Source organism: Streptomyces sp. NPDC046831 (assembly GCF_040645305.1).
Classification (GTDB): domain Bacteria; phylum Actinomycetota; class Actinomycetes; order Streptomycetales; family Streptomycetaceae; genus Streptomyces.
Window position 1 is genome coordinate 89208 of the sequence record NZ_JBEYXZ010000013.1, and the last position, 12386, is coordinate 101593.

Below are 12386 nucleotides of genomic sequence, written 5' to 3' on the forward strand. Positions count from 1 at the left end.
GCGACCCTCAACAGCACAGGCCGACGGGCCTACGGTGCCGACAGGGCTGTGCGCTCGGCTTTCTCCAGCCAGTCGGTGTACCAGCGGGCGAACGTTACCGGCGTACCGTCGTCGTCCAGCAGTGGGGCGAGGTCTACGTCGTCCACCCGGCAGTCGGACCAGATCGTGCCACGGTGGCTGCCGCTGATGATCAGCCACTCTCTCTGGGCGCAGCCCAGGTGGGAAATCACGATGGCGCCGGCGGTGCGCTCCGGGGCGAACATGATGACCTCCCACCGCTCGTCCCACGCCTCGATGGCATCATCGAAGTCCTCGATGTCGTCGAAGTCCTCTTCCTCGGGGCGTTGGGCAAGAAGGTCGTCGAGCAGCTTCGGGTCCGGGCCCTGGTCGGGAAACGGCTCGGCAAGCCTCGACAGGTCGGCCAGGTCCGCGCCGTCGCCTTCCCAACGCCAGCGGCCTTGCACGCGCCGAACCGGGAACAGGCCGTACCCGGGGCCGGCGCCGCCCGCACCGACGTGGAGCAGGAAGGTCCGGTACTCCTCTGGCAGCCGCACGCCCGTCTGAGCCTCGAGTTCGGCAAGGTCACCCCGGGTAAGCGGGTCCTCCACGATCCACCTGTGGCCCAGTGCCCCGAACACCTTGCTGCCGGAAGGCCCTGCACCCGCCGCCTCGACCCGCTGACGCACGCCCACCCACCACTGATCAGTCATGCGCAGACCGTACGTGCGGCCACCGACATCTGGGCCGCGGGGCCCACTGCTGCGGTCCCGACGGGCTCAGGAATGGCCCGACGCCCCAGGCCCTCGGCACAACACGCACATCGGCCGGCTGAGGCCCTCGGTGGCCCACCAACATACTCGGTTGCACCCACCAGCAAGATCACGATCTACAGCTGGAGTATCACCTTTCGAGCCTTCGCTCCGTTCGGCGCGATGACCGCGTGCGTGTGTTTCTCGGAGAGCCCGACCGATCACCTACCTCTTGTTTGTCCGGGACCAGGCGCATTCTGGTCTTGAGGCGCACGCCCACTCGCTGGATGTGGCACTCGGCTACCAGGTCGGCCTTTTCGGCTGGCAGGGCGTTGCGCACGCGGTAGGGCACCTCGGGCCCGTTGAGTGCGAGCAGGGCGGCCCGGACTTCTGTGTGGGACAGCGGTGCTGTGTTGCCGTCGGGATGCTTGGTACCGGTCAGCCTGTTCCAAAGGCCCATCGCTAGGCCCCTTCCTTGGTGTCTGGACCGACTGTGCGAACGTTGTGCAGGACGGCGTCGTGCTGGGCCGCGGCACCGTCGCCGGCACAGTCCGTTCCGCCACAGCCGCCGCGGCAGCCGGTATCCGCCCCGTCTTCGGTGTCGACGTCGCCGCCGCCCCACTCACCCCGCCCGACCCGGCCGCCGGACGGCCGCGTACGCCCGTGCGCGGCGGCGCGCACGTCATCGAACCACCGCCGCGGATCACCCTGCTCGGCAGCGGCCACCCCGCTGCGGCGTCCGGTTCGGGAGCAACGGCTCGATCCGCGCCCACTGCGCATCAGTCAACGGCACCCGGACCAACGACCGACTGATCCGAACGAAACTGCCTAGGCCCGCAGCCACTCCGTGACCACCACCTGCCCGCCCGTGCGCAGCCGCAGGGCGAACGGGCCGCCGGGCGGGACGGGGCCCGTGAAGCGGCCCATGGCGTCCGCGGTGAGGGGCGCGCCGGGCCGGGGGCCGCTGAGCACCTCGACGTGGGCGGCCTGGGGCGGCAGCACCTGTCCCATGAGACCCTCCTCGCCCACCTCGACGTCGACGGTCAGGTCGCCTGCGCTGAAGGTCAGCATCCGCGGCACGTCCGCCGCCCCCCGGACGGGGAGGGCGTCGACCAGGGAGTCGAAGGTCAGCTCGGCGACGCGGGCGTCGAGGTCGTGCAGCGCGAACGCGTCGACGGCCAGCTGACACAGGGCGTCCGGCACCGGGTCGAGGATGGCGGCGGCCTGCCGCAGCTCCTCCTCCAGCAGGTCCGTGTCCGCGTCCCCGCCAAACCCGTCGCCGTGGACGTCGTGCCGGCCGAGGAGGTCGTCGTCGTGACGGTCGCTCACTGCGCCCCCCGTGCGTCGAGTCGTGCGCGCAGACGCCGCAGGCAGCGCTGGCGCAGGGGTCCGATGCTGCCCACCGCGATGCCGAGCGCGGCGGACACCTCCTGGTAGCTGGGCGGCGGCGAGGCCATGAGGACGCGCAGCAACTGACGGCAGCGCTCGCCGAGTGCCTCGAACTCCTGCCACAGCCGCCGGATCCGCTCGCTCTGCGCGGCGGCCTCCTCGGAGTCGAGCACCGACTCCTCCGGCGTGCGGTCGTCGCTGACCCGGTCGAGCAGGTGCGGATCGTCCGTCACCGTCAGCCGCTTCAGGCTTCTGAGCGTGCGCAGGCACTCGTGCCGCGCGGTGCTCGCGAGCCACGCGCCCGCCTTGTCCGGCTCCCTGATCCGGCCGAGGTGCTGGGCGAAGCGGAACCAGACGGTCTGGTAGACCTCGTGCCCGTCGGCGTCGGAGAGCCGGTGGGCGCGCACGACCGACCACACCAGCGGGCTCAGCCCTTCCACCAGCGCCTTCCAGGCCGCCGCGTCGCCGTCGACGGCGGACCGGACGAGCGCGCCGACATCTGTACGGTCCACGGCCCCACCCCTCGTGTACGACCTGACATCGTACGCCGTGGCGGAGACGGTCCCGGCCCTCATGACGGCGGATCCGTCAGCGCGACGGAAACCGGGCGCCAGGTGGGCGGGCGCAGCGCCGGCACGTGCGCCCCGCGCACTTCCGCGTACTCGGTGGTGGCGTGCAGGAGTTGCCTGCGGGCCGCGCGCGGGTCGCGCTCCTTGCGCGCGGTCATGTGAGCGGCGACCATGCCGGCGGCCACGGGGGCGGCGAAGGAGGTCCCGCTCCACTGTGCGAATCCTTCGAACATCACCTGGTCCGGCTTGCCGGGTGCGCCGCCCTGCTCCTCGCTCAGCACGCCGGTGTGCCGCGGGTGCCGGCAGGTGCAGACGTAAGTGAACCCGTACCGGCAGGCGTCGTAGGTGGAGTGCTGGTAGACGTACGGCACGGGCGTGCGGAAGCCGGTGAGGGCGCTGGTGAGCCGCTCGCCGGGGGCGTACGCCTTCACCCAGGCGCCGTGGTTGGTGAAGCAGGCGCCGTACTCGCCGTCGCCGCGCAGCGCGCCGACCGACAGCACGGAGTCGGAGAAGCCGGGCAGGTCGGCGTAGGCCGCGGGCCAGAACGGCGTGGCGCTGGCGTTGTTGCCGGCCGCCGCGACGAGCAGGGTGCCCCGGTCGCGCAGTTCGCGCATGAAGGCGTCCACTCCGAGCAGTCCGTCGGTGCGGCCGTTGGAGGTTCCGGCGGAGAGGCTGATGATGTCGGGCCAGCCCTGCCGGTCGACGGCCTCGAAGAGTTTGTGCCCGAAGTCCGACTCCAGGATGGCGCCGGCGTCGTTGAGCGTGCCGCGGACCGTGATGCGCGTGTCGGGGGCGACGGCCGCGAGGAGGCCGGCGATGAACGTGCCGTGACCGACGTACTGCTGCAGGACGCCGTCGTCGTCGGTCTCCTTGACCTGGCCGTCGCCCTCGACGTGCGCGAGCAGCGGGAAGGACCGGTAGTCGTGCATGAGGCCGGTGTCGATGACGAGCACGTCCACGGGGGTGGCGGCGTCGTGGGCGGCGGCGGGCGCCGGGTTGACACCGCCGGCGAAGGGGGCGGGCACGGGCTCGTCGCCGGGGCAGGCGTTGACCGCGATGGACACCACGTGGTTGCGGCTGACCAGCCGCCGGCCGGCGCGCCCCTCGTGCTCGCGCAGGGCGCGCAGCGCGTGCGCGACGGTCCGGTCGCCGCCGCGGTCGCCCTCGCCCGGGTCGCCGACCCGGATGCGGGTGACGCCGGTGCGGTCGGCCGGGGGGCCCGCCCGGCGCACGTGGTCCGCGACCAGGTCGGGTGCCTCGGCGAAGTGCGCCCGCACGGTGTCCTCGACGAGGTGCGCCTCCTCGCCGTCCCGGGCCAGGACGACGCCCTTCTCGTACAGGAACTCGCCGGAGTCGTCCGGGCCCATCGCGAGGGGCACGCCGGGCATGGAGCGCTGGATCTGCTGGAACTGCTCGTGGAACCGCTGTGGTGCCATGCGTGTCCTCCCCCTGGTGACGGCGGTCTTCAGTCAGAGCCGCGGGATCGTCACCTGATACATCGTCAAACCGGGTGACATGGTTCCGGGGGGCGCGCGGCGACCACTACCATCCGTGGGGTGACAGCGGGAGGCGAGCCGGTTCTCGAACTGCTGCCGATGGTCTTCGCCGACCCGGGAGAGGCCCTGGCACGGGCCCGGAGGCTGCTGGCCTCCGGTCCGGCGCCGTCGCACGCCTCCGTGGCGCACCAGGTGATCGGCATCTGGCAGCGGGACTTCGGCGACCTGCGGCTGGCGCTGCGGCACCTGCGGCGGGCGCGGGACCTGGCGGCGCGTGCCGAGTCGGCCGAGCGCGAGGCCGACGTGCTGGCCACGCTCGGGGTCGCGCTGGTGCACGCGGGACGCACCCGGCGGGGTCTGGAGGCGTTCGAGCGCGGCGTGGCGCGCGGGTCCGGGCACACGCGGGCGCGGGTGCTGTACCGGCGGGCGTACGTGTGGTGGGTGCTGGGCCGGCACCGTGAGGCGCTGGACGACGTGCGCCGGGCGATCCCGGTGCTGCGGCAGGCCGGCGACGTGATCTGGACGGCGCGGACGCTGACGCTGCGCGCCACCGTGCACCTGGCGCTGGGCGCGGTGGAGCGGGCCGACGCCGACTTCACCGCCGCGCAGGCGCTGTGGGACACCACCGGCCAGGAGCACGACAAGGCCGACGCCGTGGAGAGCCGGGGCCTGGCCGCCTTCCGCTCCGGTGACATCCCGGCGGCGCTGCGCCTGCTCGACGAGGCCGGGGAGCGGTACGCCGAGCTGGGCACGCCGACGTTCATGCTGAACATCCGGCGCTGCGAGGTGCTGATGGCCGCCGGGCTCGCCCCGGAGGCGCTGGCCGAGGCGGACGCGGCGATCGCGGCGCTGGACGGCATCGGCGGCCAGTCCACCCGCAAGGCGGAGCTGCTGCTGGCCGCCGCCCGCGCCGCCCGGCTCGCGGACGACCCGCACACCGCGATCGCCCGCGCCGCGCTGGCCGTACGGCTGTTCGCCGGGCAGCGGCGGGCCTGGTGGGAGACGCACGCCCGGCTGGTGCTGATCGAGGCGCGGGTGGCGACCGGACGCCGTTCGGGACGGCTGGTCGCGGACGCGGCGACGGTGGCCGAGCGGCTGGCCGCCTCCGGCTCGCCGGCCGCGCCGGAGGCGTGGTTGCTGGCGGGCCGGATCGCCCTGTCCCTGGACCGGCCCGCGGAGGCGGAGCGGCACCTGGCGGTCGCCGCGCGCAGCCGCCACAGCGGCCCGCCGCCGGCCCGGGTGACGGGCTGGGTCGCGCAGGCGCTCCGGGCGCGCGCGGCCGGCTCGGGCCGGGGCGTGCTGGAGGCCTGCCGGCGCGGGCTCGACGTGCTCGACGACCACCGGATGACGCTCGGGGCCTCGGAGCTGCGGGCGCGGGTCACCGCGCAGGGCGCGGAGCTGGCCGCGCTGGCCCAGGAGGCCAGTCTCGCCTCGGGCGAGCCGAGACGGCTGCTGGTGTGGAGCGAGCGCTGGCGGGCGACGGTGCTGTCCACGCCGCCCACCCGGCCGCCCGCCGACCCGGCGCTGCTGAGCGGCCTGACCGCGTTCCGGGAGATCGCGGCCCGCGCGGAGGCCGCCCGGCAGGAGGGGCATCCGGTCGCGACGCTGGAGCGGGAGCAGCGGCGTCTGGAGCGGGAGATCCGGTCCCGGACCCTGCACCTGCGCGGTGACGCGCCCGGTGGCGGCGACCGCTTCGACCCGGCGCGGCTGCTGGCCCGGCTCGGCGAGGGACGGCTGGTCGAACTCGCGGTCCTGGACGGGCGGGTGCACGTGCTGCTGTGCGGCGGCGGACGGGTGCGGCGGTTCGAGGCCGGGCGGCTGGCGGAGGCGGTGAGCGAGGCCGAGTACGTGCAGGCGGGCCTGCGGCGACTGGCCCATCCGGGTGCGGACGCGCGGCTGCCGCTGGTGGAGGCGGCGGGCCGCCGGCTGGAGGAGCTGCTGCTGGGGCCGGCCGCGCGTCACCTGGGCTCCGGGCCCGTCGTGATCGTGCCGCCGGGCTCGCTGCACCGTGTGCCGTGGGCGCTGCTGCCGTCGCTGCGGGAGCGGGTGGTCAGCGTGTCGCCGTCGGCGGGCAGCTGGCTGCGGGCCCTCGGGACCGAACCGCCGCCGGGCGGGCGGCAGGTGCTCGTGCGCGGGCCGGGACTGGCGACCCGCGGCGCGGAGGTGCCGGAGCTGGCGGCCCGGTACGGCTCGCCGGTCGTCCTCGAGGACGGCGACGCGCACGCGGCGCGGGTGCTGCGGGAACTGGACGGGGCCGCGCTCGCGCACATCGCCGCGCACGGCGCCTTCCGCGCGGACAGCCCCCTGTTCTCGTCGCTGACGATGGCCGACGGCCCGCTCATCGTGCACGACCTCGAACGGCTCGCCCGCAGTCCGTACCGGATCATCCTGTCCTGCTGCGACACCGCGCGGTTCGCGTCGGTGGGCGCCGACGAACTCCTCGGCCTGGTCACGGCGTTGCTGCCGCTGGGCACCGCCGGCGTGGTGGCGTGCAGCGCGCCCGTCAACGACGCGGCGGTGGTGCCGCTGATGCTCGCCCTGCACAAGGGCCTGGGCGCCGGCCTGTCCCTGGCCGAGGCCCTGCGCGACGCCCGCAGCGCCCTCCCGGACGACGCGGTGCACCTGGCCACGGGCTGGGCCTTCTCGGCGTTCGGGGCGGCCTGAGGGACCGGCCGTCGCGGCTCCGGCACGGGCCCCGGGCGCGGGCTCGGCGCAGGTCGAGTGCGGCTTCCGCGCGAGACAGGCGCGGGCCGGGTGGCGCTTGTTAGGCACGGCGCGAGACAGGCACAGGCGGGGCGCGGCTCCGGCGCGGGTCGAGTGCGGCCTCGGCGCGAGACAGGCACGGGCCGGACTCGGCCTCGGCACGGGTCGAGTGCGGCCTCGGCGCGAGACAGGCACGGGCCGGGCGCGGCCTCGGCGCAAGACAGGGACAGGCGGGTGCGGTTTCGGCGCGGGTCGCTCACCCGTTCGCCCGAGTGCGGTGGCTCGCCCCACTCGGGTGCCGGAATGTGGGGGAAGCGGGCGCGCCACCGGCACCGGCCCGGCCACCACCTGAAGGGATGTTCAAGATGACCGAGCGCATCACAGCGCTGCGCAGTCTGCACGACATGGGACTGGCGGCATGGTTCGGCGGAGCGCTCATGGGCGCGGTCGGCCTGAACGGCGCGGCCCGCAGGGCGGGCAGCACGGAGGAGGCGAGCCGGCGGATCGAGAGCACGGGCTGGGCGATGTGGACGCCGGTCAACGCCGCCGCCGTCGCGGTCCACCTCGTGGGCAGCGCGGCCCTGTTGAAGGAGAACGCCGCACGAGTGGCGGGGCAGAAGGGCGTCGGCGCGTCGACGGCCGCCAAGACGGCCGTGACGGGGGCGGCGCTGGCGGCCACCGCGTACAGCCGTGCGCTGGGCAAGAAGGTGGAGAAGGCGACGACGTCCGGCTGGGAGGCGGCCGGGGAGTCCGCCGGCCGGAACGGGCAGGCAACGGCGGCACGCCGTCAACTGGCGGTCATGCAGTGGACCGTGCCGGCCCTGACGGGCGGCCTGCTGGTGCTCAACGCGCTGCACGGCGAGCAGCAGCGTCCCTGGCAGCAGGTCCGCGGGATGCTGGAGAACGTCCTGGGACACTGACGGCGCCGCGCGGCCCCGGCCGGGCGGACGCCACAGCCTCGCACCGCGGCCGCACCCACCGCGGCCGCGGTGGGCGCACGGCCGGACGACCACCGGGCCGGGGCCCGCGCTGGACCTGCAGACGGCCGGGGCGGCTTCGCCGTCGAGCCGCCGGCCACCGCCGACCGCCCGTGACACCGTGCGCACCTTCGTCCGGGCAGGACGCCCTCCTGGCCCTCCTCGCTCTCCTCGGCCGTCCTGGCCGTCCTGGCCGTCGTCGCCGTCATCGCCGTCCTCGAGGACCGTGACGAAGCACCGCCTTCCCTGTCGGACAGAAGGACGGGTACACACCGGACGATGCCGGGTCGCGGACGCCCGGCCAGCGGCTCGTCGGGGGTCGTCGGCACGTAGTCCGCGTGCACCCCCGTGCCTCTCCCCACTCCGGGCGCGACGGCGGTCACGCGCCGGGCAGCCCCGGCCCCTCCGGGCGCGACGGCGCGCCACGGACGCCCGCGCCGCTCCCCCGCGTGCCTGCCGGTCTCCCGTCGGCCCGGCCTCACCGCCCCCGGCGTCCCACGCGCGTGGCCCCTCCCGGCACCGGGGCGACGCGGGGGGCCGGGCAGCGCCGTGGCCGGACTCGGCCGTCCGGACCCGCCCGCGCCTCGACGGAGTCGCGGGGGCCGCGCGGCCGGTGGCCGGCCCCGGGACGGTGACCGGCGGCCCGGGCCGGTGACCGGCAGACGGCACCGCGGTGCCGTTCCCGCCGGCAGCCGCGTGATCGCGTTCGGTGCCGGGCCCGCCGACGCGTGGAGCGCGCCGCTCCGGACGGCGAGCGATTCCGCCCGGGGCCGGGCGGAGGGCGGGGTGCACCGCACCCGACCTGGGCCGCCGACCCGGACAAACGTTCCGGGGTCGGTACGACCGGCCGCTAGGCTGAGGACGTTGTCTTCCGGGCGAGTGCCGGTGGTGGTCGCGTCCGCCGAGACGCTCGGCCGGTTGGGTACGAAGGAGCGGGTACAGCGGTGATGCGCTTGGAGCTGGGAGCTGCGGTCTCGTTGGCGCGGGAGATCGCCGAGGACGTCCTGGCGCCGGAAGCGGCCGCGGTGGACGAGGAGCCGCGGTGGCCCGCGGACGGCATGGCGGCGCTGCGGACCGCTCTGGGCGGGCTCGTGGTCCCGAGGGAGTCCGGCGGCCTGGGGCACGGGCTGCTGGCGGTGGCGCAGGTCGGTGAGGCGACGGGGCGGGCGTGCGCGTCGACGTCCATCTGCTTCGGGATGCACCTGGTGGGGTCGGCGGTGATCGCGGCCAAGGCGGGTCCCCTGCACCGGGAACGCTATCTGGAGCCGATCGCGGCCGGTGAGCACCTCACGACGCTGGCGCTGTCCGAGCCGATGACGGGGGTCGAGTTCTGGCTGCCGCAGACCCGTATGGAGCGCAGCGGCTCCGGGCGGCTGCGCCTGACCGGCGCGAAGAGCTTCGTCACCAATGCCGGGCACGCGGACTCCTACGTGGTGTCCACCGTCGCCGCCGGGCCGGGCACTCCGCCCGGCCAGTTCTCCTGCACGGTGGTCGACGCCGGCACTCCCGGGATGGTCTGGGGGGACTCCTGGCAGGGGTTCGGCATGCGCGGCAACTCCTCGCGCGCTCTGAAGCTGCCCGGGGTGGAGATCCCCGCCGGGTGCCTGCTGGGCGAGGAGGGCGACGAGATCTGGTACGTCTTCAACGTCGTCGCCCCCTACTTCCTGATGGCCATGGCCGGCACGTACCTCGGGGTCGCCGCGGCGGCGCTGGAGGAGGCGCGCGGCCATCTGCTGCGGCGCAGGAGTACGCGCGCGGGCCGGCCCCCCGCCGGGCAGCCGGTCGTACAGCACCGTCTGGGCACGATGTGGGCCCGGGTGGAGCGGACCAGGCGGCTGATCTACCACGCCGCCGCCGAGGCGGAGGCCGGCGGACCGCAGGCCCTGCCGGCCCTGGCTTCGGCCAAGGCCGAGGTCGCCGACGCGGCCGAGGCCACCGTCAACGACGCCCTGACGCTGGCCGGCGGGATCGGTTACGCCGAGCGGTCGCCGCTGCACCGCATGCTGCGCGACGCCCGCGCCGCGCACGTGATGTCGCCCGTCACCGACGTGCTGCGGGTGTGGACCGGCAGGGCGCTGCTGGAAGAACCGCTGCTGGAGGGCTGAGAGGTGGATGCTCAGCCCCTGCTGCTGCTGGTGGACGTCCCCTGCCGGACCGCCGCCGAGGTGGTGCGCGAGCTCGGCACCGCGGCGGAGGTCGTCGAGAGCACGGCCGACGACGTGCTGGCGTACGTGGGCGGAACGCCCGGTCAGCGCCGGCCCACGGTGGTGGTGCTGGGGGAGGCGGTGCCCGTGCCGGTAGGCGTGGTCCACGCGTTGCGTCCCCATGCGGCGGACCTGGTGGTCGCCGTGCCGGTCACCCCCGCCACCCAGGCCGAGCTGGCCGTGCTCCCCCTGCTCTTCTCCGACGACCTCGTCCGCCGTGTCCACGACGGATCCGGTCCGCTGGCCGGCACGGTCGGCGAACTGCTGCGGGAGCTGACCCGCCGTCGCGCGTACGCCGCGGCCCGGGCGGCGGCCCAGCAGCAGCTCTCCTCGGGCGTGTCGATCCACCGGCAGCTCGGGGAGCGACTGCTGGGGCAGTTCCTGAACCAGGCCCCGATCGGCGCGCTCATGCTCGACGGTGACGCGATGATCGCCTGGAACCGCCGGGCCGCCGACGTGCTGGAGCTGACCGAACCGGACTCGCTGCGCCGCCCGCTGACCGAGCTGTTCGCCCCCGAGGAACGCGCCGCGCTGGCCGGGCACCTCCGCTCCGCTTCCCAGCACCCGCGGGCCGTCGAACCCGACGCGGTCTTCGAGCGCAGCCGGGCCGACGGCACGGCGCAGGCGGTGCGCGTCGCCGCCCAGCAGGTCACGGACCTCGAAGGACGGACGCGCACCCTCGTGCTGACCGAGGACGTCACCGACCGCCTGCACGCACAGCGCAAACTCGCCGAGCGCACCGGTCACGCCGTGCTCACCGCGGAGGTGGCCGCCGCCATGACGGCCCCGGGGCCGCTGCCCGAACGTCTGCACCGGTGCGTGCGGGCCATGACCGACCGGCTGGGCGCCGACCGCGCCTGCATCTGGACCCTGAGCGACCAGGGCGAGCTGACGCACATCACCTGCGCCGTCGCCGACGCCGTGCCGGGCACCGTCCCCTCCTGCCCGGAGACCGAGCGCCGGCTGGTCGAAGGGGTCGTCGACACCGGCCGCCCCTACTGGAACGCCGCCTCCTCGGACCCGTACCCGGCCGCCCAGGGACGGGGCGAGGGCTCGTTCGCCGGCTACCCCCTGATCTCCGGGGAGGAGCTGCTCGGCGTCCTGTCCGTCACCACCCGCCTCGCGCTGCCCGGCTCCACCCTGGTCACCCTGGCGAACGTCGCCGACCAGATAGCCGTCGGCACGCAGCAGGACCGTCTCCTGGGCCGCCTGCGCCAGACCACCCGGGCACTGGAACGTCCCCTGCTGCCCCCTCACCTGCCCGCCCTGCCCGGCTTCGACCTTGCCGCCCGCTACGCCCCCTACAGCCAGGGCCTGGACATCGGCGGCGACTTCTACGACGCCTTCACCGCCCCCGACGGCCGGCACGTCCTGGTCCTGGGCGACGTCTGCGGCAAGGGCCCGGACGCGGCCGCCATCACCGGCCTGGTCCGCCACACCCTGTGGGCGGCCGCCCAGCACACCAGCCACCCCGGTCACGTCCTGGACCTCGTCAACAGCGCCCTGCGCCGCCAGAACACCCCGTTCTGCACGCTGGTGTACGCCGTGCTGGACACCTCCCGCACCCCCGCCCGCCTGCAGATCGCCTGCGCCGGCCACCCCGCGCCGCTGCTGCGCCGCGCGGACGGCAGCACCGCGCCCGTGGAGATCCGCGGCCCCCTGCTGGGCGTGCTGCCTGAACCGCACCACCCGGTGACCGAGCTGGAACTGCTGCCCGGGGACACCGTGGTGCTCTACACCGACGGCTTCACCGAGGGAGCCGGCGGCCAGGACCAACGGACCCCGGAGGACCTCGCCGACATCGTCTCCTCGCTCACCCGGGCCGGCGCGGGCTCCTCCGCCGAGGCTCTCGTCGCCGCCCTGCTGGAGGACGCGCACCGCTGGTGGGGCGAGCGGCTGCGCGACGACCTCGCCGTCCTCGCCCTGGCCGCCTCGCCCACGTCCGCCGGCACCCGGCCGGCCTGAGGAAGGCGCCGCACCGGAGTCCGCCGGGCCGGAGAGCGGCCGCCGCCGCGGGCGGGGCGCCGCCTGCCGCAGCCCCAGGTGCAGCCGCAGGACGAGTCCGCGCGCCGACGCCCGGATCTCGACCAGATCGCACAGCTGGTGCATGATCCGGACGCCTCGGCCGCCGGTCGGCACGTCCGGGCCGGGCCGGCGGCGGCCCGTGAGGGGGTCGGTCAGCCGGTCGCGGTCGCTGATCTCCGCGACGAGGGCGCCGGCCCGGCGCGCGGGATCAGTGCGCGGGATCAGCGCGGGAGCGCCCGGGATCAGTGCGCGGGCGCACGCGGGATCAGTGCGC

8 protein-coding genes and 1 pseudogene are annotated in these 12386 nt (G+C 75.4%); 5 read left to right on the forward strand and 4 right to left on the reverse strand.

The window, feature by feature from the left end; all coding sequences use genetic code 11:
- Positions 1-29 precede the first annotated feature (29 nt).
- Entirely contained in the window at positions 30-710 is a 681-nt protein-coding gene (locus tag ABZ920_RS14285) for an SMI1/KNR4 family protein (RefSeq protein ID WP_361503347.1), read from the reverse strand.
- A 543-nt stretch (positions 711-1253) separates the two neighbouring features.
- Here ABZ920_RS14285 and ABZ920_RS14290 point away from each other — a divergent pair.
- A pseudogene (locus tag ABZ920_RS14290) lies at positions 1254-1463 on the forward strand (hypothetical protein); the annotation flags it as partial.
- A 114-nt stretch (positions 1464-1577) separates the two neighbouring features.
- Here ABZ920_RS14290 and ABZ920_RS14295 read toward each other — a convergent pair.
- The 3 genes from ABZ920_RS14295 to ABZ920_RS14305 are packed head-to-tail and all read right to left on the reverse strand — an operon-like array spanning position 1578 to position 4143.
- Positions 1578-2078, reverse strand: a complete 501-nt coding sequence (locus ABZ920_RS14295) for a hypothetical protein (protein ID WP_361503350.1) — start codon at positions 2076-2078, stop codon at positions 1578-1580.
- Positions 2075-2650 carry a sigma-70 family RNA polymerase sigma factor gene (locus tag ABZ920_RS14300; RefSeq protein WP_361503353.1) on the reverse strand — a complete coding sequence of 192 codons (576 nt, stop codon included), beginning with the start codon at positions 2648-2650 and terminating at the stop codon, positions 2075-2077. The genes ABZ920_RS14295 and ABZ920_RS14300 overlap by 4 nt, the downstream gene beginning before the upstream one ends.
- A gap of 59 nt (positions 2651-2709) precedes the next feature.
- Positions 2710-4143, reverse strand: coding sequence for a S8/S53 family peptidase (locus ABZ920_RS14305; protein WP_361503356.1), 1434 nt, complete (start codon positions 4141-4143; stop codon positions 2710-2712).
- Between the two features lie 120 nt (positions 4144-4263).
- Between ABZ920_RS14305 and ABZ920_RS14310 the strand changes: the two genes are divergently transcribed.
- The 4 genes from ABZ920_RS14310 (at position 4264) to ABZ920_RS14325 (ending at position 12052) form a co-directional block, all read left to right on the forward strand.
- On the forward strand, positions 4264-6867 hold the full coding sequence (locus ABZ920_RS14310; RefSeq protein WP_361503358.1) for a CHAT domain-containing protein: 2604 nt from the start codon (positions 4264-4266) through the stop codon (positions 6865-6867).
- A 404-nt stretch (positions 6868-7271) separates the two neighbouring features.
- Positions 7272-7826, forward strand: a complete 555-nt coding sequence (locus tag ABZ920_RS14315; RefSeq protein ID WP_361503361.1) for a hypothetical protein — start codon at positions 7272-7274, stop codon at positions 7824-7826.
- 1004 nt (positions 7827-8830) lie between these two features.
- Positions 8831-9988, forward strand: coding sequence for an acyl-CoA dehydrogenase family protein (locus tag ABZ920_RS14320; protein ID WP_361503538.1), 1158 nt, complete (start codon positions 8831-8833; stop codon positions 9986-9988).
- Positions 9989-9991: 3 nt separating this feature from the next.
- Complete coding sequence (locus ABZ920_RS14325) at positions 9992-12052, forward strand: SpoIIE family protein phosphatase (protein WP_361503364.1); 2061 nt, start codon at positions 9992-9994, stop codon at positions 12050-12052.
- The last annotated feature ends 334 nt before the right edge of the window (positions 12053-12386 follow it).